At 34.7% G+C, this 24,740-nt stretch carries 21 protein-coding genes; 17 read left to right on the top strand and 4 right to left on the bottom strand.

The window, feature by feature from the left end; genetic code table 11:
- The 11 genes from VKY41_RS08195 to VKY41_RS08145 form a co-directional block, all read left to right on the top strand.
- Positions 1-622, top strand: a 622-nt coding sequence (locus VKY41_RS08195; protein WP_500813955.1) for a response regulator, incomplete at its 5' end; no start/stop codon positions are given.
- Positions 623-789: 167 nt separating this feature from the next.
- Positions 790-3,621, top strand: a complete 2,832-nt coding sequence (uvrA, locus tag VKY41_RS08190; RefSeq protein ID WP_500813954.1) for an excinuclease ABC subunit UvrA — start codon at positions 790-792, stop codon at positions 3,619-3,621.
- Positions 3,622-3,678: 57 nt separating this feature from the next.
- Positions 3,679-3,849 (top strand): lmo0937 family membrane protein, encoded by a 171-nt coding sequence (locus VKY41_RS08185; protein WP_500813953.1) that lies wholly within the window; start codon positions 3,679-3,681, stop codon positions 3,847-3,849.
- A 246-nt stretch (positions 3,850-4,095) separates the two neighbouring features.
- Positions 4,096-4,785, top strand: coding sequence for an LOG family protein (locus tag VKY41_RS08180; RefSeq protein WP_500813952.1), 690 nt, complete (start codon positions 4,096-4,098; stop codon positions 4,783-4,785).
- A 24-nt stretch (positions 4,786-4,809) separates the two neighbouring features.
- The gene (locus tag VKY41_RS08175) at positions 4,810-6,072 is read left to right on the top strand and encodes a T9SS type A sorting domain-containing protein (protein WP_500813951.1); all 1,263 of its coding nucleotides are present in this window, start codon (positions 4,810-4,812) and stop codon (positions 6,070-6,072) included.
- A 28-nt stretch (positions 6,073-6,100) separates the two neighbouring features.
- Positions 6,101-8,905, top strand: a complete 2,805-nt coding sequence (locus tag VKY41_RS08170; RefSeq protein ID WP_500813950.1) for a gluzincin family metallopeptidase — start codon at positions 6,101-6,103, stop codon at positions 8,903-8,905.
- Positions 8,906-9,109: 204 nt separating this feature from the next.
- Positions 9,110-11,521 (top strand): alpha-ketoacid dehydrogenase subunit alpha/beta, encoded by a 2,412-nt coding sequence (locus VKY41_RS08165; RefSeq protein ID WP_500813958.1) that lies wholly within the window; start codon positions 9,110-9,112, stop codon positions 11,519-11,521.
- A gap of 87 nt (positions 11,522-11,608) precedes the next feature.
- Positions 11,609-13,213: a class I SAM-dependent methyltransferase gene (locus VKY41_RS08160; RefSeq protein WP_500813949.1), complete on the top strand. Its 1,605-nt coding sequence runs from the start codon at positions 11,609-11,611 to the stop codon at positions 13,211-13,213.
- Between the two features lie 6 nt (positions 13,214-13,219).
- Complete coding sequence (locus tag VKY41_RS08155) at positions 13,220-13,396, top strand: DoxX family protein (protein ID WP_500813948.1); 177 nt, start codon at positions 13,220-13,222, stop codon at positions 13,394-13,396.
- A gap of 53 nt (positions 13,397-13,449) precedes the next feature.
- Positions 13,450-13,926 carry a hypothetical protein gene (locus VKY41_RS08150; protein ID WP_500813947.1) on the top strand — a complete coding sequence of 159 codons (477 nt, stop codon included), beginning with the start codon at positions 13,450-13,452 and terminating at the stop codon, positions 13,924-13,926.
- A 6-nt stretch (positions 13,927-13,932) separates the two neighbouring features.
- The gene (locus tag VKY41_RS08145; RefSeq protein ID WP_500813946.1) at positions 13,933-14,298 is read left to right on the top strand and encodes a DUF2200 domain-containing protein; all 366 of its coding nucleotides are present in this window, start codon (positions 13,933-13,935) and stop codon (positions 14,296-14,298) included.
- A 140-nt stretch (positions 14,299-14,438) separates the two neighbouring features.
- Here VKY41_RS08145 and holA read toward each other — a convergent pair whose 3' ends face one another.
- Entirely contained in the window at positions 14,439-15,443 is a 1,005-nt protein-coding gene (holA, locus tag VKY41_RS08140; protein WP_500813945.1) for a DNA polymerase III subunit delta, read from the bottom strand.
- A 123-nt stretch (positions 15,444-15,566) separates the two neighbouring features.
- Here holA and VKY41_RS08135 point away from each other — a divergent pair, with 123 nt between their 5' ends.
- From VKY41_RS08135 to VKY41_RS08120, 4 genes are all read left to right on the top strand, one after another.
- Positions 15,567-16,019: a type I restriction enzyme HsdR N-terminal domain-containing protein gene (locus VKY41_RS08135; protein WP_500813957.1), complete on the top strand. Its 453-nt coding sequence runs from the start codon at positions 15,567-15,569 to the stop codon at positions 16,017-16,019.
- Complete coding sequence (locus VKY41_RS08130; protein WP_500813944.1) at positions 16,012-16,641, top strand: DUF998 domain-containing protein; 630 nt, start codon at positions 16,012-16,014, stop codon at positions 16,639-16,641. Before VKY41_RS08135 ends, VKY41_RS08130 begins: the two co-directional genes overlap by 8 nt.
- Positions 16,638-17,627: a glycosyltransferase family 2 protein gene (locus tag VKY41_RS08125; RefSeq protein WP_500813943.1), complete on the top strand. Its 990-nt coding sequence runs from the start codon at positions 16,638-16,640 to the stop codon at positions 17,625-17,627. The genes VKY41_RS08130 and VKY41_RS08125 overlap by 4 nt, the downstream gene beginning before the upstream one ends.
- A gap of 94 nt (positions 17,628-17,721) precedes the next feature.
- Positions 17,722-18,561: an OmpA/MotB family protein gene (locus VKY41_RS08120; protein WP_500813942.1), complete on the top strand. Its 840-nt coding sequence runs from the start codon at positions 17,722-17,724 to the stop codon at positions 18,559-18,561.
- Between the two features lie 80 nt (positions 18,562-18,641).
- Here the strand turns inward: VKY41_RS08120 and VKY41_RS08115 are convergent, their stop codons facing one another.
- Complete coding sequence (locus VKY41_RS08115; RefSeq protein ID WP_500813941.1) at positions 18,642-19,265, bottom strand: L-threonylcarbamoyladenylate synthase; 624 nt, start codon at positions 19,263-19,265, stop codon at positions 18,642-18,644.
- Between the two features lie 54 nt (positions 19,266-19,319).
- Here VKY41_RS08115 and VKY41_RS08110 point away from each other — a divergent pair, with 54 nt between their 5' ends.
- The gene (locus VKY41_RS08110; RefSeq protein WP_500813940.1) at positions 19,320-20,186 is read left to right on the top strand and encodes an alpha/beta hydrolase fold domain-containing protein; all 867 of its coding nucleotides are present in this window, start codon (positions 19,320-19,322) and stop codon (positions 20,184-20,186) included.
- Positions 20,187-20,225: 39 nt separating this feature from the next.
- On the opposite strand, the gene VKY41_RS08105 is transcribed toward VKY41_RS08110, so the two are convergent.
- Positions 20,226-22,586 (bottom strand): ATP-dependent helicase, encoded by a 2,361-nt coding sequence (locus VKY41_RS08105; RefSeq protein ID WP_500813956.1) that lies wholly within the window; start codon positions 22,584-22,586, stop codon positions 20,226-20,228.
- Positions 22,587-22,944: 358 nt separating this feature from the next.
- Here VKY41_RS08105 and VKY41_RS08100 point away from each other — a divergent pair, with 358 nt between their 5' ends.
- A complete protein-coding gene (locus tag VKY41_RS08100; RefSeq protein ID WP_500813939.1) occupies positions 22,945-24,510 on the top strand; it encodes an FMN-binding glutamate synthase family protein in 1,566 nt (521 codons plus the stop codon).
- On the opposite strand, the gene VKY41_RS08095 is transcribed toward VKY41_RS08100, so the two are convergent.
- A partial coding sequence (locus VKY41_RS08095) for a LytR/AlgR family response regulator transcription factor (RefSeq protein WP_500813938.1) occupies positions 24,503-24,740 on the bottom strand: 238 nt, incomplete at its 5' end. The genes VKY41_RS08100 and VKY41_RS08095 overlap by 8 nt on opposite strands.

Genomic DNA, 24,740 nt, shown 5'->3' with positions numbered 1-24,740 from the left:
TATTGCCGACGATCACCCTATTATGCTAAGAGGCCTAAGAAAAGAATTAGAACAAGCCGGTTATACCATTGTTGGAACTGCAGAAAATGGTGCAGATGCCTTGGAAGCCATTGTAAACTTAAAACCTAAAATTGCATTTTTAGATATTGAAATGCCTTTGCTAAATGGGTTTGAGGTTATTAAACAGTGTAGAGAGAAAGACTTAAAAACACACTTTATAGTCATGACTTACCACAAAGAAAAAAGCTTTGTTGTACAGGCCAAAAAATTAGGAATTGATGGTTATCTTTTAAAAGAGGATAGTATGGAAAGCATAGAAAATTGTATTGCAGCCGTTATGAATGGGGAGATATATTTCAGTACTTCCTTTGATAAAAATTTTGAATCCAGCGTAGAAGACGAACTTAAAAAAGTAGCTCTTTTAACTCCATCTGAACGAAAAATCATTCGATTAATCTCTGAGGACAAAAGTTCTGCTGAAATTAGCGAGTTATTATTTGTATCTACCCGAACCGTTCAAAAACACCGGACTAATATTATTGAAAAATTAAATTTAGAACCTTCCTCTGACACTTTAATTAAATGGGCCAAGGCGTATAAAGAGGTTATTTTTTCCATCTAACCTACCACCTCTTTTTGGTTTCAGCTAAAGGTCAAGGAAATAAACTCGTTAAAACTCTCCGTATTGAATTTTGAAATTCAAACTCGACTCGCACTTACCTTCATTTTTAATTGCAGAATCAGTACCTTTGCACCTTTGTCTTTCTAAACGACAAAATCTCTTTTTTTATGAGTTTATTCGAAGAAAATATTGAGGTTCAAGGCGCTCGCGTTCACAACCTAAAAAATATAGATGTTACTATCCCTAGAGAGAAATTGGTGGTTATTACTGGGCTATCCGGTAGTGGAAAATCGTCTTTAGCTTTCGATACGATTTATGCTGAAGGCCAACGCCGATATATAGAAACTTTTTCGGCCTATGCACGACAATTTCTTGGTGGGCTTGAGCGTCCAGATGTTGATAAAATTGACGGACTTTCACCTGTTATTGCTATTGAACAAAAAACTACGAGCAAGTCGCCACGCTCTACCGTTGGTACGATAACCGAGATTTACGATTTTTTAAGACTACTTTATGCCCGTGCCAGTGACGCTTACAGCTTCCATACCGGCGAAAAAATGGTTAGCTATAACGATGAGCAGATTAAGGAACTTATTATAGAGAACTTTAAAGGAAAACGCATTCATATCTTGGCCCCCGTTGTGCGTTCCCGAAAAGGACATTACCGAGAATTATTTGAACAAATTGCCAAACAAGGGTTTGTAAAAGTACGCGCCGATGGTGAAGTTTTAGATTTGGTAAAAGGCATGAAGCTGGATCGTTATAAAAATCACGATATAGAAATAGTTATCGATCGCTTAAAAATTGATGATACTGCAGATAACGATAAACGTCTAAGCGAAACCATTAATACCGCCATGTACCATGGAGACGATGTGCTTATGGTGTTAGACCAAGACACACAGCAAGCGCGCTATTTTAGTAGGAATTTAATGTGTCCGAGTTCCGGAATTTCCTATCCTAACCCAGAACCCAACAATTTTTCATTTAACTCGCCAAAAGGTGCTTGTCCAAAATGTAACGGAATTGGATCTTTGTATCAAGTTAACGAAAACAAAATCATTCCAGACTCAAAACTATCTATTGCTGCTGGTGCATTAGCTCCACAAGGACCACAAAAAAACACTTGGATTTTTAAGCAGCTAGAAGCCATTGCAAAACGCTTTAATTTTTCCTTAACCGATCCGTATATAAGCATTCCAGAAGAAGCAAAACAAATGATTCTTTATGGAGGGAACGAAAAGTTTTCGGTAGAAAGCAAAACTTTAGGTGTTACTCGCGACTATAAAATTGAATTTGAAGGTTTGGCTAATTTTATAGAAAGTCAGTACGCCCATGCAGAAACCACTTCCTTAAAGCGTTGGGCAAAGGAGTATATGGACAAGGTTACCTGCGACGCTTGTCAAGGTTCACGCTTAAGACAAGAATCTCTTTATTTCAAAATAAACGGAAACAACATTGCAGATTTGGCCAACAAGGATATTGTTGATTTAGCACATTGGTTTCACGATTTAGATTCACACCTCTCCGACAAGCAATTAAAAATTGCAGAAGAGATTATTAAAGAAATTAAAACCAGGCTGCAGTTTTTACTTGATGTTGGTTTAGAATATCTCTCTTTAAACCGAAGCTCAAAATCCTTATCTGGTGGAGAAGCTCAGCGTATTCGTTTAGCGACACAAATAGGCTCTCAATTGGTGGGTGTGCTTTATATTCTAGACGAACCTAGTATTGGTTTACACCAACGAGATAACGAAAAGCTGATAAAATCCTTACTCGCTTTAAGAGATATAGGAAATTCAGTTATTGTGGTAGAACACGATAAAGACATGATTGAACAAGCCGATTACGTGATAGATATTGGTCCTAAAGCAGGTAAATACGGTGGAGAAATCATTAGCATTGGTACACCTGCCGAACTAAAAACGCATCATACCTTAACGGCAGATTACTTAAATGGCACAAAGCAAATTGAAGTCCCAAAATCGCGAAGAAAAGGCAATGGCAAGTTTATAGAATTGAAAGGCTGTACAGGAAATAATTTAAAAAATGTTTCTGTAAAACTTCCTTTGGGAAAAATGATCGGTGTTACAGGAGTATCAGGAAGTGGAAAATCCACTTTAATAAATGAAACCCTCTATCCTATTATGAATACCCATTACTTTAATGGCGTTAAAAAACCTATGCCTTACAAAAGTATTAAAGGTTTAGAACACATAGATAAGGTCATCGATATTAACCAATCTCCCATAGGGAGAACTCCAAGAAGTAATCCAGCCACATACACAGGAACCTTTAGTGAAATCCGTAGTTTGTTTGCTAAAATTCCAGAAGCTTTAATTCGTGGATATAAACCAGGAAGATTCAGCTTTAATGTTAAAGGTGGACGTTGTGAAACCTGTCAAGGTGGTGGTTTACGAGTTATAGAAATGAACTTCCTTCCAGATGTTTATGTTGAATGCGAAACCTGTAACGGGAAACGATTTAACCGAGAAACCCTAGAGATTCGTTATAAAGGAAAATCGATTAGTGATGTTTTGGACATGACTATTAATGAGGCCGTTCCTTTTTTTGAACACATTCCTAAAATTCATAAAAAACTTAAAACCATTCAAGATGTTGGTTTGGGATATATTACGTTAGGGCAACAAAGCACCACACTGTCTGGTGGAGAGGCTCAGCGTATTAAACTAGCTACAGAACTAAGTAAACGAGACACAGGAAACACCTTCTATATTCTTGATGAACCTACAACAGGACTGCATTTTGAAGACATTCGAGTACTTATGATTGTGTTGAATAAATTAGCCGATAAAGGAAATACCGTTTTAATTATTGAGCATAATTTAGATGTTATTAAAATGGTCGATCATATTATTGACATAGGCTACGAAGGCGGTAAGAATGGTGGTCAGGTTGTGGTAGAGGGTACTCCGGAAGAGGTTATCAAACATAAAAAGAGCTATACGGCACATTTTCTTAAAAAAGAATTAATTTAGTACAATTCTTACATAAAAACCACTAAATTAGTAACTTAACCATAAATTCTATAAATTATGAGAAGTATACTTTGGTTAGTAGCCGTTGTTTGTATAGTCATTTGGCTACTAGGTTTTTTAGGTGTTGTTCAAGGCATACCAACAGGTAATTTAATTCATATTTTGCTTGTTATAGCTATTATTATTATTTTGTACAACCTTATTTCGGGACGAGGCCCATTAAAATAAACCTTTAAAAAATAATTGAATTTTTATAAGAGAGGTAAATGCTTAACGCATGATTTACCTCTTTTTTATGTTCTATTCTTAAAACTGACGACTTATTTAATAGATTTAAATATCTAAGTGCAAATCCTTTAAAGAAAGCACCTAAAATGTCCTAATTTCTCTTAAATTTGCCTCTGGTTTAATTTTAACAACCTTTACCTGATTAAAATAAATTCGAATGAATACATTAAATAAAAAACATTACAAATGAGAGACGAGCAACACTACAAACGTTGGAATGAAATAAAAACAAACGATTCCTGGGCTATTTTCAAAATCATGGGTGAGTTTGTAAATGGCTATGAAAAATTAAGTAGAATTGGACCTTGTGTATCCATTTTCGGATCGGCAAGAACCAAACCAGATAATAAGTATTATAAATTAGCAGAAGACATTGCTTCACAAATTGTAGACCACGGATATGGTGTTATTACCGGTGGTGGGCCAGGCATTATGGAAGCTGGAAACAAAGGCGCTCATATGGCAGGAGGTACTTCAGTTGGTTTAAATATTGACTTACCTTTTGAACAGCACGATAATCCATATATCGATAGCGATAAAAGCTTAGACTTTGATTATTTCTTTGTTAGAAAGGTTATGTTCGTTAAATACTCACAAGGCTTTGTAGTTATGCCAGGGGGTTTTGGAACTTTAGATGAGTTGTTTGAAGCCATTACTTTAATACAAACGAATAAAATAGAAAAATTCCCTATCATTTTAGTAGGAACTGAATTTTGGGGTGGATTAATTGATTGGATCAACCAAATTTTACTAGAAAAATTCCACAATATTAGTCCTAAAGACATGGATCTTATTCACTTGGTAGATACGCCTGAAGAAGTTATTGTAATCCTAGACGAATTCTACAAGAAATACAGATTGAGTCCTAATTTCTAATCCAGAAACTATTCGAAATTCCTTATGATAAAAAACATTCACCTTGTATTTCTCTTTTGCTTGCTATGTACCAATAGCTTGTTGGGACAAGAGAACTTCAAGGTGATGTTTTATAATTTATTGAATTTCCCTTACGACAACAACGTCCCTAATCGCATTCAGTATTTAGACCTTATTTTAAGCGATTATCAACCCGACCTATTTATGGTTTGCGAGTTGAACAATTTGTCTGGCGCCCAAGCTATTTTACAGGTATTGCAATCTCGAGTATCAGAGGATTTTGAAAGCGCCGTATTCACCTATAACACCTCGGACGACAACACGGGAAATCAAAACGACCTTCAGAATTTGATGTTTTATAATAGTTCAAAATTCATTTTAGAAAGTCAACACGAAGTGCCCACATTATATCGGGACTTCAATCATTATAAATTAAAGTTAAATTCCACCAACCAAAGCACTAATCCTGTATATTTAAACGTGATTGTTTGTCATTTAAAAGCCTCTAGCGGCGCAAACAACCAAGCTTTAAGATTAGAAATGGTTCAAGATTTAACGACATATTTAAATGGGTTTCCTGCCAACAGCAACGTAATGCTGGCGGGAGATTTAAATGTTTATAGCCACTTAGAACCTGCTATTAGTGAGTTATTACATACAGAAAATAACATCGTATTTGCCGATCCTGCAGATAGAATGGGAAATTGGCACAACAATACAGAATACCTTGACATGTTTACCCAATCTACTCGAAACCAAACAGGTTTAGGTGGAGCTTCTGGTGGTTTTGACGATCGTTTCGATTTTATTTTAACATCGACCAACATGCTTTCCGAACAGGATATTTATTATGTGGATAATAGCTATAAAGCATATGGGAACAATGGAAACTTGGATTGTTACAACCAGGAAATCAAGGATGACTTTTGTGAAGGAGTAGATTTTTCTAGTGAAATTCGAGACGCTTTATATTATTTTAGCGACCATCTTCCTGTTACCTTACAATTGGTAACCAACCAAACCATATTGAACATTCCAAGGTATCAAATGGATAATTTTCAAATTATTGGGTCGAATATTGTTGAGAACCTACTAGAAGTAAAAATCAATAAAAGTACTTTTTCTAGCAACAAACTTTATATTTATAACACCTTAGGACAGGTGGTAAAAGTAATCCCTTTAGACCATTCTAATCGCCTAAGTATAGATGTATCTCATTTAAGCAATGGCCTGTATTATATACACATGTCCAACACCAATGTGCAACCCTTAAAGTTTATAAAATAAGTTGAAAGTCCGAATTTTAAGTCATTTCTTGTTTCTTTTTATACCGTTATGGGTTTTAGGTCAGAATAAAATAGACCTCAAAGCCGAATTTCAGGTGGACAAAAACCAGATTAAAATTTCTCAAAGTATTACTTATTTTAATGATTCGGAACACACGTTAAACACTATTTATTTAAACGATTGGAGTCATAGTTACGCTACAAAAAACACCCCTTTAGCCAAACGTTTTGCAGAAGAATATAGTACGGCATTTCATTTTGCCAAAAATGAAGAAAGAGGATATTCCGTAGTTACATCTATAATACAAAACAAGCAAGAGCTAGAATTCGACAGAGTTAAAAATCAAATAGATGTTATAAAAGTTAAACTTGACTCACCTTTAAAACCACATGAGAGTTATACCATCCACCTTAACTATATCGTTCAAATACCTAGCAATAAATTCACCAGATATGGCGTGTCAAATGAAGGTGACTTCAACCTTCGATATTGGTATATCACTCCAGCAGTTTACAATGGACAATGGCAATACTTCAGCAATAAAAATTTAGACGATTTGTTTGTGCCTGTATCAGACATCAGCTTAGAGTTACAAATTCCAAACAGCTATCATGTAACTTCTGAGTTGGAACAGTCTGAAGTCATCCAAAAAGACAGTCTTTCTATTGTAAAACTTGAAGGAAAAAACAGAATAAACTCCAAATTGTTTTTAAATAAAACGAAACAGTTTAATCAAGTGAAAACTGATTATTTCACTATGGTTTCGAATTTAGATCAAGAAAACTTAAGCATGATTGAAAACCTGCTGATTACCGATCAAGTCTCAGAGTTTTTGGTTAGAAATTTAGGTCCTTACCCTTTAGAAAAACTATTAATTACAGATATTGACTATAGAAAAAATCCTATTTATGGATTAAACTTATTACCTAGTTTTATACGTCCGTTTCCAGACAAGTTTCAATACGAAATGAAGATCTTAAAAACGGCCTTACACAACTATTTGGAAAATATCTTAATTATAAACCCTAGACAAGACCAATGGCTCATAGATGGTTTGCAAACCTACTTTTTAATGAAATATGTAGAAGAAAACTATCCCAACATGAAACTTGCCGGAACCCTATCGTCGATTTGGGTTTTAAAATCCTTTCACGCCACGCAATTAGATTTTAACGATCAATACGCCTTTCTGTACATGCACATGGCTAGGGAAAACATCGATCAACCATTGCGTATGGAGAAAGATTCTCTACTTAAATTCAATAAAAACATAGCTAACAAATATAAGGCTGGAGTTGGGTTGCGTTATTTGGATCAATATATCAATGAAGATATTTTAGAAAATTCCATAAAGGAATACCTTTCAAAGTACACCTTTAAGGAAACCACCACTTCGGATTTTGAAAGCATTTTAAAAGAAAATACTACCAAGGACGTTCATTGGTTTTTTACAGATTACTTGAAGACCAAAAAACATATCGATTTTACTATTTCAAATGTTGAAGAGTCCAGAGATTCTGTAAAAGTAACGGTAAAAAATAAATCCAATGCCAATGTTCCTATTTCCGTATTTGTTCTTGATAAAGACTCCATTGTTTCAAAAGTTTGGATAGAAAATGTAACTGACACCAAATCTGTAACCTTAGCCAAAGGAAGCGGTAACAAAGTGGTTTTAAATAAAGACTTTGTAGTTCCAGAATACAATTTGAGAGATAATACTAAAACCTTAACAAATTCTATATTAAACAGACCGCTTCAAATTAGACTTATAAAAGATATTGAAGACCCTTCTTACAACCAAGTGTTTTTAATGCCTATTGTGGAATTTGATAATATTTACGATGGAATTGTTCTTGGTGCCAAGGCCTATAACAAAACCGTTCTTAAAAAACCGTTTTACTATAAAGTTGCACCACAATATGGAACAAAATCTAATTCACTTACAGGTTCTGTCACTTTAAATTACAATCAATACATCCAAGACAAGTCCGATTTGTTTAGCATTACTTATGGTGTTTCGGGAAGCTATTCTAGTTATGGTAAAGATTTGTTTGTTAGAAAACTCACTCCAGGAATGGTCTTTAAATTTCGAGATAAATCTAATTTACGTTCCAACGCGAAACAATATATCACACTGAGATATGTAGATATTCATCGAGATAAAAGTCCTTTACCTACAGCCGATGCCACCCAACCCAATTACAGTGTATTAGATATACGCTATAACAACATTAACAAAGGCTTAAAAAATTACACCTCGTGGTTTACTGATGTCCAATTTGGAAAAGATTTTGGGAAACTAGCTTTCAATTTTGAATATAGAAAACTAACTGAAGGTAATAGACAGTACAATTTAAGACTCTTTACAGGACTTTTTCTGTATAACAACACCTATGAAACATCAAACTATTTTAGTTACGCCTTAGACCGACCAACCGACTATTTATTTGATTACAATTATTATGGCCGTTCTGAAAGTTCTGGGTTATTTAGCCAGCAAATTATTATAGCTGAAGGAGGGTTTAAGTCGAAACTAGATACCCCATATGCCAACCAGTGGATTAGCACCATTAACGGAAGCGCTACCCTTTGGAAATACATTTTAGCCTATAGCGATATTGGGTTATTAAAAAATCACGGGCAAAACATTAAATTTGTGTATGACACAGGGGTTCGAGTGAGTTTGGTTCCAGATTATTTTGAGCTTTACTTCCCTGTCTACTCCAATTTAGGATGGGAAGTGTCTCATGCCCGCTATGCTGAAAAAATCCGTTTTGTAGTAACACTCGACTTTAAAACTCTTTCAGGCTTGTTTACTCGGCGTTGGTATTAAGCCCAATTTTTCAGGCTAAAAACAGAAGGTTATATACGTATATTTCAATAAAATATTTTTAACGATTTCAGAAATAAGTAACAATCTTTCAGTTTTTTACCTTATTTCACCCTAAACACTGACAATTTGATAAATCTTTAACGGTTTTCCAAATTGCAAAACACACAAATATTGACTAATTTTGCTCTTTTAAAAACAGAAGCTATGCAAACAAATCCAGACTTAAAAAAAGACCTTTCTTTCGAAGACTTCAAAACGGAAGTTTTAAACGATTATAAATTAGCTGTCACATCACGTGAATGCAGCCTTTTAGGTCGACGAGAAGTCCTTACAGGAAAAGCCAAGTTTGGAATTTTTGGCGATGGGAAAGAAGTCCCTCAATTAGCCTTAGCAAAAGCATTTAAGGATGGAGATTTCCGTTCTGGATATTATAGAGACCAAACGTTTATGATGGCTATTGGCGAACTGAATATCCAACAGTTTTTTGCTGGTTTATACGGTCATCCAGATCTTGCACATGATCCTATGTCCGCTGGTAGACAAATGGGAGGTCATTTTGCAACTCATAGTTTGGATGAGAGTGGCAATTGGAAAGATTTAACAAAACAAAAAAACTCAAGTTCAGATATCTCTCCTACTGCTGGCCAAATGCCTCGTTTACTAGGTTTGGCTCAAGCATCTAAAATTTACAGACAAGTAAAAGGAATTGACACCACTAATTTTTCAGAAAAAGGAAATGAGGTGGCTTGGGGAACTATTGGAAATGCTAGTACCAGTGAAGGGTTGTTTTTTGAAACCATAAATGCGGCAGGTGTTTTACAAGCTCCTATGGTTATGAGTGTTTGGGACGATGAATATGGAATTTCTGTACATGCCAGACATCAAACAACCAAAGAAAATATATCTGAAATCTTAAAAGGGTTTCAAAGAGATGAAGACAATAAAGGGTTTGAAATTTTCCGCGTTAATGGATGGGATTATCCAGCCTTGGTAGAAACTTACCAAAATGCAGGTAAAATAGCAAGAGAAGAACACGTTCCTGTTTTAATTCATGTTAATGAGTTAACTCAACCTCAAGGACATTCCACATCTGGTTCACACGAACGATATAAAGATGAGAACCGTCTTGCTTGGGAAGCAGAATACGATTGTAATGTTAAGCTTCGTGAGTGGATGATAGCAAATGGTATTGCTACTGATGAAGAATTAAAAGCTATAGAAAGTGCTATTAAGAAAGATGTTCGTGAAGGTAAAAAAGCAGCTTGGATTGCCTTTACTCAACCATTAAAACAAGAACAACAAGAACTTCTTGCTCTGTTAGAAAACGTTGCTAATTCAAGTGCTAACAAGGTTTTTATCACTAAATTGAAAAACGATTTAGCTGAGATAAAAGAGCCTATTAGGAAGGACATTATTTCTACTGCTAGAAAGGCTTTACGCTATGTTGTTAGCGAATCTACCACTGAAAAAACACAGTTGGTGAATTGGATCAATGCGTACTTTGAAAAAATTCAACCTAAATACAGTTCCCATTTATATAGTGAATCTCCTAAGTCTGCTTTAACTATTAAGGAAGTGAAGCCTACTTATGATGAAAGCAGTGAAGAAGTTGATGCTAGATTGGTACTAAGAGATAACTTTGACGCCATTTTTGGTAAATACCCTGAAACCTTAGTTTTTGGTGAAGATGCTGGTCATATTGGAGATGTAAACCAAGGACTTGAAGGGATGCAGGCAAAATATGGCGAACTACGTGTATCAGACGTTGGTATTCGTGAAGCAACCATTCTAGGGCAAGGTATTGGAATGGCTTTAAGGGGCTTACGACCAATAGCTGAAATCCAATATTTAGACTATATACTATACGCACTTCAAATAATGAGTGACGACTTGGCAACCATTCAATACAGAACTAGTGGCCGCCAAAAAGCTCCATTAATTGTTAGAACTCGTGGTCATAGATTAGAAGGTATATGGCACTCAGGCTCACAAATGGGAGGAATTATTAATTTAGTTCGTGGTATTCACGTTTTAGTTCCAAGAAACATGACGAAAGCAGCAGGATTCTATAATACATTGCTTGAAAGTGACGAGCCTGCTTTAATAGTAGAGTGTTTAAATGGGTACCGACTAAAAGAAAAAATGCCAAGCAACATCGGAGAATTTAAAACTCCTCTTGGTGTGGTAGAAACCATTAGAGAAGGAAGTGATATCACTTTAGTTTCTTACGGATCTACTCTTAGAATTATTGAGCAAGCAGCTAAAGAATTACAAGAAGTTGGAATTGATGCTGAAATTATAGACATCCAATCTTTACTACCATTCGATTTAAGTCATGATATCGTAAAAAGTGTGGCAAAAACAAATCGTTTAATGGTTATTGATGAAGATGTTCCAGGTGGAGCTTCTGCTTATATTTTAAATGAGATTTTAAATACTCAAAACGCTTACAAACATTTAGATAGCAAACCACAAACACTTGCAGCACAACAACACAGACCAGCTTATGGAACGGATGGTGATTACTTCTCTAAACCTTCAGTGGAAGATGTGTTTGAGGCTGTTTATAATGTTATGCACGAAGCCAATCCTTCCAATTTCCCAAAATTGAGATAACTAACAAATTTCATAATCCATTTAAGACCTCATTAATTAAAAACAATGAGGTCTTTTTTGTTATATTTATATCAAAAAGAGGCATATATGAATACCAAGCAAGACAAAGAACAACTTCGCGGAACTATTTTTAGGCATCTAGATGGCTTAGCCATTGGGACCACCACCTATACACTACATAAAAAAGGCGTCTTAGAGTATTTACTTAAAAATAAAAAAGTATCCATAACGGAGCTTGCTTCCTTTTTTAAAGGCAATGAAGGCTATTTAAATGTAGCCTTAAGAACCTTATGCTCTCAAGGTTGGCTTACTCAGCACATTGATAATACATCAGATGTCGTTTTTTATGAAGTAAATAAAAACAGTGAAGAAGCATTTCTTATGGCTCCTCTTTATGAAGAAGCCGTTAAGCTACTCTCCTATTCTGTAAAGTTTCATGAAGACCAAATTGGAAGTGATGCGTTCTTGGCCTTAGAACGCAACTTTAAACATTACGAAAAAAAATATGGACTCGTTGGCAACACAGATATTGAAAATCAAGTTTTAAAACACATTGAAGGTTGTATTGTAGCTCCAATAATTGTTTTACTTGGTGTTAACGGCTTGTTTCATAAATATTTTATGGAAGCTTCATTTACAGCTGAAGAATATCATAAAGATCCTGAGAGTTTCAAAAAAATCCTTGATTTCTTTTCATATTTAGGTTGGTTTAAAAAGAAGAAAAACACGTATCAATTTACCGATGAGGGTCTGTTTTTTGCCAAGCGAGCTTCAGCCTATGGTGTTACTGTTTCATATTTACCCACATTCCTGGCTTTAGACGATTTATTATTTGGAGATCCTCTAGTTTTAAAAACTGAAAGCCCTAACGACACAGAAAAACATGTCCTTCGTGAAATGAATGTCTGGGGATCTGGAGGTGCTCACGCCACATATTTTAAAATTGTAGACCAGGTTATTATTGAGCTTTTCAACAAACCCATAGATCAGCAACCCAAAGGAATTTTAGATATGGGCTGCGGTAATGGTGCTTTTATTCAACATATTTTCGAAGTTATAGAAAAGCAAACCACTCGAGGAAATATGCTTGATGAATACCCTCTTCTTTTAGTAGGTGCCGATTTTAATCAAGCTGCCTTAAAAGTAACTAGGGCCAATTTAATTAAAGCTGATATTTGGGCTAAAGTGATATGGGGAGATATTGGTAAACCAGAACTATTAGCAAAAGACCTGAAAGAGGATTATAACATTGATTTAAAAGATTTATTAAACGTAAGAACTTTCTTAGACCATAATCGTATTTGGGACATGCCAGACACTCCATCAAATCGCACAAGTCATTCTACAGGTGCTTATGCCTTTCAAGGAAAACGATTGAATAATAATTTAGTTGAGAATTCATTGTTAGAACATCTACAAAAATGGAAACCCTATGTGGAAAAATTTGGCTTATTAATCATTGAATTACATACCATACAACCGGAATTGGTTGCTAATAACCAAGGAAAAACAGCTGCAACGGCCTACGATGCCACTCATGGATATAGCGATCAATACATACTGGAAGTTGATGTTTTTACAAATATCGCCAAGGAAGCTGGACTTGAACCAGACACACGCTATTTTTCTAAATTCCCAAACAACGAATTAGCCACAGTAAGTATCAATTTATTAAAAGGAACCACTAATTAACTATTTATGAAACAACTAGCTGCCATTCCAACAATAATTATTATGCTTGATGCTGCTTTTGTTGTACACCATAACAATCCTTTCGCTAGAAAAGAAAAGACGCTACTATATATAATTTCCTTTTTAGTTATATTATTAACCGGTCTTGGAAATTATTCCTTAGATACTAAGAAATACCTTTAACCTTAAAAATTTTCCGTCTCGCTAGATTCCTATTGCAAGACTTTATACATCCTATGAAAGCAGTTTCCGTTGTCACTATAAAAAAAGAATTGAAGCATCGTTCACCAGAAGAACTAATGGAACTGTGTTTACGCTTATCTAAATTTAAAAAGGAAAACAAAGAGCTCTTGACTTATTTGTTATTCGAGTCGCATGATGAAGTTGGTTATATAGAAACTGTAAAGCAGGAATTGGATGAACAGTTTGAGAGCATCAACACCGATAGTTTTTTTTATATTAAAAAAAGCGTTAGAAAAATTCTAAGAAATCTTAAAAAATACGCCAGATATTCCCAAAAAAAAGAAACAGAAGTCGAACTCCTACTCTATTTTTGTGGCAGATTAAAAAACTTTAGACCGTCAATAAAACAAAATGTTACTTTGATGAATATTTACGACAGACAAATTGTAAGCATCAAAAAGATTGTTTCTAGCTTACATGAAGATTTACAGTACGATTACCATTTAGAATTAGAGGAATTAGAAAATTAACAAATAATGAAAACAACACCAGAGCATGATGAGCGTATAGCAAAAATGACCTTTGCTTCAGTTTATCCGCACTATATAACGAAAGTTGAAAAGAAAGGTAGAACTATAGATGAATTACATCAAGTAATTGAATGGTTGACTAGTTTTAATGAAAATGATCTTCAAAAACTAATTGATGATCAGGATACGTTTGAAACCTTCTTTCAAAAGGCAAAATTAAACCCCAATGCCGAGCTTATTAAAGGCGTTATCTGTGGGTATCGTATAGAAGACATAGAAACTCCATTAACAAAACAAGTAAGATATTTAGACAAGTTAATTGATGAGTTAGCTAAAGGTCGAAAAATGGAGAAAATTTTAAGGGTTTTATAGTCTCTATTAAACCCTTAACGATTAAACAATTACGTAGTAAGAAGCCATCTATTCAACACTTACAGCTAAATTACACCGATAGGCCAGCCTTTTATCTCCATAATTATTGGTGTGTTGGTGGTGGATAAGGGATGAATCCTTTAATCCATAATTTTTACCATCATCTCCTTGAGTAAATCTTCTTGTTTAACAGCGCTAGATCCCACTCCTTTACTCTTTACGTCAAATTCTCTTAAGGTGGCAATTACAGCACTTACCTTTCTCATAGGATAGTTTTTGGCCGCTGTAAGATACTCATTGGTGAAATAAGGATTTATTTTTAAGGCAGAGGTCACGTTTCTTGGAGATTTATCTGCTAGACCATGCAAAAACAATAACTTAGAGAAAAAACTGTAAAGCATAGCCACCGTTACCACCATAGGATTATCCTTTGGGTTTTCACCAAAATACTTTATAATTTGATATACTTTTAATACCTCTTTAGCTCCAACTGCTTTTTGCAGCTCGAAGTTATTATAATCCTTACTTATACCTATATTTTGCTCAATATGTTCTGGAGTAATTTGCGTTCCTTCTGGAAGGACTATTTTTAATTTATCTAACTCCTTGGAAATTTTACTTAAATCGGTACCAAGAAATTCAGTTAACATCATTCCTGCCTTTGGTGTAATGGTATAATTTTGTCCAGCTAGCACTCTACGGATCCAATCGGCCACCTGATTGTCGTACAGTTTTTTACTTTCAAAAATAACACCCGACTTTTTCAGCGATTTATATAGCTTTTTACGCTTATCTATAACTTTGTATTTATAATTAAAAACCAGAATAGTTGTTGGCTGCGGCTGGTCGGCATATGCTGCAAGACTTTCTATGCTTCTGGACAAGTCTTGAGCTTCTTTCACAATAATTACTTGGTACTCGGCCATCATAGGATAACGCTTGGCATGGCCCACAATATCTTCAATAGTTACATCACGACCATAAAGAACCATTTGATTAAAGCCCCTTTCCTCCTCTGAGAGCACATGGCTTTCAATGTATTTTGAAATATTGTCTATATAATACGGTTCTTCGCCCATTAAAAAATAAATAGGTTGGAACTTCCTGTTTTTTATATCAGTTATAATTTTTTTGACTTCGTCCAAATCTTTAAAAATTCCGGGCTAACCGTTAGGCAGGCCTATTAAAAAATACAAACTCCAAAATAAGCTGTGGATATTTGGTTTTTGATGAATGAAACTTAACTTTGAAAAAAACTATCTGCCTTGATGCAAGAACTCCAATTTCCGAAGTTTCCGTTTCGTTTCAAAAATAGCGAAAATAAAATATCTATATTCGATAGTATTCGGAAAAAATTTGTGATTTTACAACCTGAAGAATGGGTTCGCCAACATTGCGTTCAATACCTCATTTTAGAAAAGAACTACCCACAATCTTTAATTAATGTTGAAAAAGAACTAAAACTAAATGGTTTAAAAAGACGATATGATATTGTTGTTTTCAATACAGATGGAAGCATTCATTTAATTGTAGAGTGCAAAGCACCTCAAATAAAAATAACCCAAGAAACTTTTGATCAAATTGCGCGTTATAATCTAACTTTAAATGCTACTTATTTAATGGTTACCAACGGACTAAATCATTATTATTGTCAAATGGATTTTAAAAATGAACGTTATCAGTTTTTAGAAGACATCCCTGATTATGTTAAAAATGAATAAGAAGGTAATTTTTTGGTTTGGAATTTTAGGAGCTATATTTTTTATAGTTCCCAGTATTTTAGGTGGGTTTCAATTTGAAAACTACAGTCACATCCACCAATACATTAGTGAAACCTACGCTTTTAATACCCCTTATGGAATTTATTTAAGAGTCTTTGGTTTTATTCCAAGTGGATTCTTTATCATTTTATTTTCATTGTATTCCATAAAATTCCTGCCTAAAAACAAATTAACTACCCTCGGATTAATTGGTTTTGCATTGCTTTACGGCTTTGGAACCATACTTGTTAGTATTTTTCCTTGTGATATGGGTTGTAATAAAGAACTAATAGACCCTAGTTTTTCTCAATTAATTCACACCATTGTTGGTGGAATTACCTATGCTTTTGTCCCCTTCTGTTTAATTTTAATTGGGGTGGTTTCAAGATCATGGAGTCAGGGGAAACATGTAACACTAGTATCCTTAGTTTGTGGAATAGTTGCTCTTATATTTACCTTAATACTTTCTAGTAACCCTACAGGTCCTTATCTTGGGTTATACCAAAGAATTATTGAAGCCTCAAATTTAACTTGGATGCTTACCTTAGCCTTTTATATAAAAAAAACAAAACTAGCCATTTGAAAATAGCCATCGTTATATTAAATTGGAACGGAAAGGACTTACTTGAACAGTTCTTACCCTCTGTTGTTACACATTCCCAACAAGCAACTATTTACGTAGCTGATAATGCCTCTACAGACGACTCTGTTCATTTTGTAAAGCAGCACTATCCAGAGATCAAAATAATTAAAAACACCCAAAATGGTGGATATGCTAAAGGTTATAACGACGCTTTAAAGCAAGTTGAAGAAGATATTTATTGCCTTTTGAATAGCGATGTTGAAGTGAGTGAAAACTGGCTTGACCCCATACTTGAAACCTTTAAGAACCACCCTAAAACAGCCATAATCCAACCAAAAATATTGGATTACAAAAACAAGTCACATTTTGAATATGCTGGGGCTGCTGGTGGATATATAGATAAATATGGGTATCCTTTCTGTCGAGGCCGGATTTTTAATACCATTGAAATGGACGAAGGACAGTACAACGATACTACAAAGATATTTTGGGCTTCAGGCGCTTGTTTCTTTGTTAGAAAATTGGTGTTTGAATCTTTAAATGGTTTCGATGAAGCTTTCTTTGCCCATATGGAAGAAATTGATTTTTGTTGGAGAGCCTTTAATCATGGTTATACCTCTACTTTTGTAGGCCAGTCGATTATTTACCATGTAGGAGGCGCTACCTTACAAAACACCCATCCTAAGAAAACCTATTTAAATTTCAGAAACAGTCTGTTTAGCTTAGTAAAAAATGCTGGAGGAAATATTATTCTTTTAGTATTTATTAGACTGATTTTAGACGGTATAGCCGCCTTAAAATTCCTATTTGAATTTAAACCACTACATATAGTAGCTATCCTTAAAGCGCACTTTAGTTTTTACACACAATTACCCAAACTTATAAAGCAAAGAAACGCATTGAATCAGCGCAAAGATTATTATAAAAAATCTTCTATTGTTTGGAGTTATTATGTTAGTAACCACAAGATTTTCAATTCTTTATAAAACTGTTAAAATTTTTGTTAATTCATATCTTTCCTCGCATTCTTTTGTATAATTTTGGTATGTTAATAACGAACATCTAAAAATATAAATAATTATGAAAAAAACTTTGATATTAGGCGTTTTTGCTTTATTCCTATTAGGATCATGTGTCTCTAAGAAAGAATATACCGCATTAGAAGCTAAACAAAAGGAAACGCAGGACTTATTAAATACAGCTACGATAAAACTTAATTCTTGTTTAGAAGAGAGAGCTTCTGCAACTGCAAGAGCAAAAGTCTTAGAAGATCAAGTTGCGGATTTACGTAAAAGCAATGATAACCTTACTTTCTTATCATCAAAAGGTGCAACTAACATTGAAAAAACCTTAGAGAGCATTAAAGAAAAAGAATTGAAAATTTCTCGTTTACAAGATGCCTTAACGCAAAAAGACAGTGTAACCCTTGCTTTGGTAACTAGTTTAAAACGTGAAGTTGGAATTAACGATCCTGACATTGAGATTAATGTTGAAAAAGGAGTTGTGTTTATCTCTATTGCTGATAAATTATTATTCCAAAGTGGAAGCTACCATGTAACGTCTAGAGCTAAAGAAGTTCTTGCAAAAGTTGCTAAAGTAGTAAACAGCAAGCCTGATTTTGAATGTATGGTTGAAGGACATACAGATAGCGTTCCTTACCACAAACCACCATTATTAGACAACTGGGATTTAAGTGTTAAGCGTTCTACTTCTATTATTAGAGTATTACAAGAATTAGGTGTAAATCCTGCTCAATTAATTGCTGCTGGACGTAGTGATTATGTGCCATTAGTTTCTAATGATACAGCTGAAAACAGAGCTAAAAACAGACGTACACGTATTGTTGTACTTCCAAAAATCGATCAGTTCTATGACATGATTGAAAAAGAAATGAAAAACCTTGAAGCTGGTGGTAAATAATCAGTTTTAAGTATGAAATAATAAAAAGCTCAATCTTCCGATTGAGCTTTTTTTTTTTATATCTCATTAGTATTTAAAGTTTATAAAACATCTAAACTTCCTTTGCCTTCTCTAATAATTATTGGATCGCCTCCTTCAGATAAATCTATAACCGTTGAAGCTTGGTTGTCTCCATAACCGGCATCAATCACTATATCTACTAAGTGATTCCATTTTTCATAAATTAGTTCTGGATCTGTGGTGTATTCTAAAACCTCATCTTCATCGTGGATGGACGTTGAAATTATAGGATTACCCAATTGCTTTATAATCTCAATAGCAATTCTATTGTCTGGCACACGAATACCGACCGTTTTTTTCTTTTTAAACGGATGGGGCAAAGATTTGGCTCCTGGAAGAATAAAAGTATAAGGTCCTGGAAGTGCTCTTTTAAGAATTTTAAAAGATGCGGTATCAATTTGCTTCACATAATCGCTCAGGTTGCTTAAATCTTCACAAATAAATGAAAAATTAGATTTTTCCAATTTCACATTTTTAATTCGTGCCACACGTTCTAAGGCTCGAACATTATTAATATCGCAGCCTAGACCATATACCGTATCTGTTGGGTAAATAATCAATCCACCTTCTCTTAAAACTTTTACAACTTTTGCAATTTCTTTAGGATTAGGGTTTTCCTCATATATTTTAATAAACTCTGCCATACGATTACTCTTAAAAATTCGTTATCTTTTGCAAGATAATTAATTAAATTGTTTATGAAGGTTTTAAAAATCTACTTATTTATTAGCGTACTTGTTATAAGTTTTTCTTCCTGTTCCACAGATGACAGCAATAACACAGCTGAAATTGGACTCAATCCTTCAGAATATTATCAAGAATTAAATGTTTCATACGGCCAAGACAATGACCAAGTTTTCGATATTTACTTACCTGCCAATAGAAGTTTAGATACTAAGGTTATGATTTTAGTTCATGGTGGAGGTTGGACTGCAGGTGATAAATCTGATATGAATTCCTTAAGGGATTATGTTAGAACTACCTTTCCTGATATGGGAGTTGTAAATATAAACTATAGACTTGCCGATGAAAACAACTTGCCTTATCCGATGCAAATAAATGATATTACTTCCGTAATCAATCAGTTAAAAAGCAAGCAGAATCATTATGTTATAGATGACAATTTTGCTTTTATTGGTGTTAGTGCCGGAGCTCATTTGGCTTTATTATGGAGTTATGCTTTTGATACAGATAACAATATTGCCATGGTTTGTAGCATTGTAGGACCAACCAACTTAACAGATCCCGCCTATTTAAATTCTACAAATCCCGTATATCAAGCTCTACTTGCTTTATTTGGCGAGGATATTTCCGTAGAATATTTAGAAGAAGCTAGTCCGTATCATCGAGTAACCGCTGCTTCTCCTCCAACCATTTTGTTTTATGGAGGTCAAGATCCTTTAATTCCAACTTCACAAGGTGTTGATATGAACACCAAACTAGAATCGCTTGGAGTTCCGCATCAGTTTACCTTATATCCTTATGCCGGCCATGGTTGGGTTGGTCCTGATTTATTGGATACCAGCACCAAACTACAAGCTTTTATTGAGACGTATTTTAATTAAACTCCATGTTCTTTTGATGGAGAGTGATATAAATACCTGTTACCCTATTACTTCGAGCTTGGCAAAGCGCAATAATAATTTTTTAACACCTCCTTTATCGAATTTTATTTCGGCTTTGGTATCACCTCCAACACCTTCTATTTTTACCACTTCACCTTTTCCAAAACGCATGTGTTCTACCATATTCCCAACGGCTAATTTACCATCGAATAAATTTGGACCGCTAGCAGTTTTACTCACTGGTTTTAAGTTTTTCGGTGTGCTTATGGTTATTTTTTCAGAAGGTTTATCAGCCATAGGTTGCTTTTTCTTAAAGGTAGGCTGAACAGGCTTTTTAAATCGGATTTTATTCGCATCTGCCCTTCTTTTAGTTTCTGGAATATCATCTCCAAAAATATCGGCACTTAGCATTGGGTTAAAACGACGTTCTTCAATAGGCGTAATAATATCCAAGTATTCTTCGTCTATTTCTTCAATAAATCTACTAGGTTCTGCATCTACTAACTTTCCCCATCGATAACGGGTTAAGGCATAAGTTAGGTAAGCTTGTTTTTCTGCTCTGGTTAGAGCCACATAAAATAAACGACGCTCCTCCTCTAGTTCACTACGCGTGTTCATACTCATGGCGCTAGGGAACAAGTCTTCCTCTAAACCAACAATATACACATAAGGAAACTCCAGTCCCTTTGCCAAGTGAATTGTCATTAACGCCACGTGATCTGCATCGCCTTTGTCGGCATCCAAATCTGTTGCAAGTGCTACGTCCTCCAAGAACTCAGCTAAGGAAGCTGTTGCATCGGCCAATTCTTTTTGACCTTCAACAAAATCCTTCATCCCATTTAAAAGCTCCTCAATATTTTCCATTTTGGCCACTCCTTCTGGCGTACCATCTTTATTGAGTTCCCTTATTAAACCAGTTGCTTTTGTGACATGTTCCGCCAGTTCAAAAACATTGGCTGTTTTGTTTAATACTTGAAAACTTTCAATTAAGGTTACAAAATCTCTTAGTTTATTTTTGGTTCCAGAATTTATATTGAGATCTAGTTTTTCGATGTTCTGTAGCACTTCAAAAATAGACCTGTTATAATGGTTTGCAGCTACAATTAATCGATCTAAAGTTGTTTGACCGATACCTCTTGCTGGGTAATTAATAACTCGTTTTAAAGCCTCTTCATCTGCAGGGTTGATAATTAGGCGTAAATAAGCCAAGATGTCTTTGATTTCCTTACGTTGATAGAACGATAAACCTCCGTAAATTCTATAAGGAATATCTCGTTTTCTAAGTGCATCCTCAATTGCACGAGACTGTGCATTGGTACGATATAATACGGCAAAATCGCTATTTTTCAATTGATTTTGCATTTTGTTTTCAAAAATAGAACTTGCTACAAAACGACCTTCATCTCCATCGGTTAAGGATCGGTTTACTTTTATTTTTGCTCCCTCATCGTTTGCTGTCCAAACCACTTTCTCTAATTTGGTTTGGTTTTTATCGATGATGGAATTGGCCGCATTAACTATATTTTTAGTGGAACGGTAATTTTGTTCTAGTCGAAATAATTTTACATCATCGTAATCCTTTTGGAAATTTAAGATGTTATTGATGTTGGCACCACGGAAGGCATAAATACTTTGCGCATCATCTCCTACCACGCAAATATTCTGAAATCTATCAGAAAGTGCCCTAACTATTAAATACTGACTGTGGTTTGTATCTTGATACTCATCTACCAAAATATAACGAAATCTGTCTTGGTACTTAGCCAAAACATCTGGGAATCGTGTTAAAAGCTCATTGGTTTTTAATAATAAATCATCAAAATCCATAGCTCCAGCTTTAAAGCATCTATCCACGTAGTTTTTATAGATTTCACCCATTTTTGGGCGTCTTGCCATTGCATCAGCCTCTTTAAGCTCTGGGTTTTGAAAATAAGCTTTCACAGTAATTAAGCTGTTTTTATAAGAAGAAATTCGAGAACGAATTTGTTTGGTTTTATACAGCTCCTTATCCAAGTTCATTTCTTTGATAATGGCAGAAATCAACCTTTCGGAATCTTGAGTATCATAAATGGTGAAATTGCTTGGATACCCCAATTTATCACCTTCAATACGTAAAATTTTAGCAAACACCGAGTGAAAGGTTCCCATCCATAGGTTTTTTGCTTCGCTATTGCCTACTATAGAAGCAATTCGTTCTTTCATTTCACGTGCCGCCTTATTGGTAAATGTTAGCGATAATATATTAAACGCATCCACACCTTGGCTCATTAAATAGGCTATTCTATAGGTTAATACTCTGGTCTTCCCAGATCCTGCTCCCGCAATAACAATCATTGGACCATCCTTTTGAATGGTTGGTGCTAATTGCGCTTCGTTTAACTGACTTAAATACTTCTCCAATTCTCTTTCATTTAAAGGGATAAAATTAACCATTGTTAGGCGTATTCCCCCTGAGATTTATGAATAATTATAAACAATTTAAAACTTATTTAAAGCCATTCAATAAGTTATTGAAATTTCGTACATAAGCTTTTGACTTCACACTTGCCCATATTTAAAGCTTTTAAATCCCTTCTTATTGAAAAGGATATTAGAAACTAGTTTTTCCAGAATAGACGTTCGTATTTTTGAAAGATTACAGCTAAACGAAGAATGATTACAGGTCTTACTAGCGCTTATAGCCCATTTTGATTAATGTTAGGTTATTTAATAAAATTATTCATATTTTTCAAATATATTTACAGTAAAATTATGGATTATGGATGTTTTTTTTGATGTTTTAAGTCAGATTTCGTGGTGGATGTGGATATTAATTGTTTTAGTTTTGATTGCTATTCGTGATGTCTTTTTTCAAAAACGACATACCATAAGTCACAACTTTCCAATCATCGGTCACTTTAGATACATCTTAGAAAAAATTGGTCCAGAATTAAGGCAATATTTGGTTGCCAATAATAGAGAAGAACTCCCATTTAATCGTATAGAAAGAGGTTGGATTTATGCATCGGCGAAAAAAGAAAACAATTATGAAGGCTTTGGAACCGATCGAGATATTTATGCGCATCAGCACATTTTTATAAACAATGCTATGATGTCTTACAAAATAGCAGCAGATCATCCTAATACCACAAACCCTTGCTTTTTACCTTGTGCAAAAATTATGGGATTACATAATAATCGAAGAAGACCATACCGACCAGCCTCTGTAATTAATGTTTCTGCTATGAGTTTCGGTTCGCTTTCTGCACGAGCAGTAGAATCCTTAAATAAAGGCGTTAAAATGGCTGATGCCTACCACAATACTGGGGAAGGTGGCTTATCGCCCTACCACAGTCATGGTGGGGATGTGGTATTCCATTTTGGTACTGGTTATTTTGGAGTTAGAGATGAGGATGGTAATTTTTCTTTGGAGAAACTAGTGCATTTAGTAAACAAGAATCCGTTTGTTCGGGCTATTGAAATTAAACTCTCTCAAGGCGCTAAACCTGGAAAAGGTGGCGTATTACCTGCAGCTAAAATTACTCAAGAAATTTCAGAAGTTCGTCATGTACCATTAGGAGAAGATGTACTCTCACCTCCTAACCATTCCGCTTTTTCTAATGTTCCTGAACTTATGGAATTTATAGAAAAAATTGCAGAGGCCACGGGACTACCTGTAGGAATAAAAGCTGCCATCGGTAAATTGGATCAGTGGAAAGAGCTAGCAGACCTTATGGCTCAAACAGGGAAAGGTCCGGATTTTATTACCGTTGACGGTGGTGAAGGTGGAACTGGAGCCGCACCTCCTAGCTTTGCAGATCACGTGTCTTTACCTTGGGTATTTGGGTTTAGCGATTTATATAAACTCTTTAAGGATAGGAACCTTTGTGAACGCATTGTTTTTATAGGAAGTGGAAAATTAGGTTTTCCTGCTAAGGCTGCCATGGCTTTTGCTATGGGAGCAGATTGTATTAATGTAGCTCGTGAAGCCATGATGAGTATTGGATGCATTCAAGCTCAAATTTGCCATACTAATCGTTGTCCGAGTGGTGTTGCCACCCAAAATAAATGGCTACAAAATGGACTAGACCCAACCTTAAAATCTGTTAGATTAGCACAATACTTTAAAACATTTAGAAAAGAGTTTATAGAAATTACCCATGCTGCAGGGTACGAACATCCCTGCCAGTTTAAAATGAGCGATATCAGCGTAAATGTAGACGACCAAAGTTTATCTAAAGAACTAGATAGTACTTACATGTACCATAAAGTACCTGTACCATTTACTTCTATGCAAGACCTTAAAGACTGTAAGTATTTAGGAGGCGTTAAGAAGGCTAGTTAAACCTATTTAAAAAGGCTTTTTTATTTGTTCTAGAAATTGGAACACGAGTTTCATTATCTAAAACCACATAGCCTTCATTTTCAAAATGACGTACTTTATCCAAATTAATAATGTGCGATTTATGACATTTAAAGAATTTAGAACTTAATAGTTTCTCAAACTTTCCTAGATTATAAGAGCTGGTTATGGTTACACAATTTGTAATATGGATTTTTGTATAACCTTCATAA

It is taken from the genome of Xanthomarina sp. (assembly GCF_035306605.1).
Lineage (GTDB): Bacteria > Bacteroidota > Bacteroidia > Flavobacteriales > Flavobacteriaceae > Xanthomarina.
Note: the sequence above shows the minus strand (reverse complement) of the source record. Positions and strands in the feature narration are given on the sequence as shown.

Coding starts and splice junctions, on each gene's coding strand:
- uvrA (WP_500813954.1), top strand. CDS start 790: ATGAGTTTATTCGAAGAAAATATTGAGGTTCAAGGCGCTCGCGTTCAC.
- VKY41_RS08185 (WP_500813953.1), top strand. CDS start 3,679: ATGAGAAGTATACTTTGGTTAGTAGCCGTTGTTTGTATAGTCATTTGG.
- VKY41_RS08180 (WP_500813952.1), top strand. CDS start 4,096: ATGAGAGACGAGCAACACTACAAACGTTGGAATGAAATAAAAACAAAC.
- VKY41_RS08175 (WP_500813951.1), top strand. CDS start 4,810: ATGATAAAAAACATTCACCTTGTATTTCTCTTTTGCTTGCTATGTACC.
- VKY41_RS08165 (WP_500813958.1), top strand. CDS start 9,110: ATGCAAACAAATCCAGACTTAAAAAAAGACCTTTCTTTCGAAGACTTC.
- VKY41_RS08160 (WP_500813949.1), top strand. CDS start 11,609: ATGAATACCAAGCAAGACAAAGAACAACTTCGCGGAACTATTTTTAGG.
- VKY41_RS08155 (WP_500813948.1), top strand. CDS start 13,220: ATGAAACAACTAGCTGCCATTCCAACAATAATTATTATGCTTGATGCT.
- VKY41_RS08150 (WP_500813947.1), top strand. CDS start 13,450: ATGAAAGCAGTTTCCGTTGTCACTATAAAAAAAGAATTGAAGCATCGT.
- VKY41_RS08145 (WP_500813946.1), top strand. CDS start 13,933: ATGAAAACAACACCAGAGCATGATGAGCGTATAGCAAAAATGACCTTT.
- VKY41_RS08135 (WP_500813957.1), top strand. CDS start 15,567: ATGCAAGAACTCCAATTTCCGAAGTTTCCGTTTCGTTTCAAAAATAGC.
- VKY41_RS08130 (WP_500813944.1), top strand. CDS start 16,012: ATGAATAAGAAGGTAATTTTTTGGTTTGGAATTTTAGGAGCTATATTT.
- VKY41_RS08120 (WP_500813942.1), top strand. CDS start 17,722: ATGAAAAAAACTTTGATATTAGGCGTTTTTGCTTTATTCCTATTAGGA.
- VKY41_RS08115 (WP_500813941.1), bottom strand. CDS start 19,265: ATGGCAGAGTTTATTAAAATATATGAGGAAAACCCTAATCCTAAAGAA.
- VKY41_RS08110 (WP_500813940.1), top strand. CDS start 19,320: ATGAAGGTTTTAAAAATCTACTTATTTATTAGCGTACTTGTTATAAGT.
- VKY41_RS08100 (WP_500813939.1), top strand. CDS start 22,945: ATGGATGTTTTTTTTGATGTTTTAAGTCAGATTTCGTGGTGGATGTGG.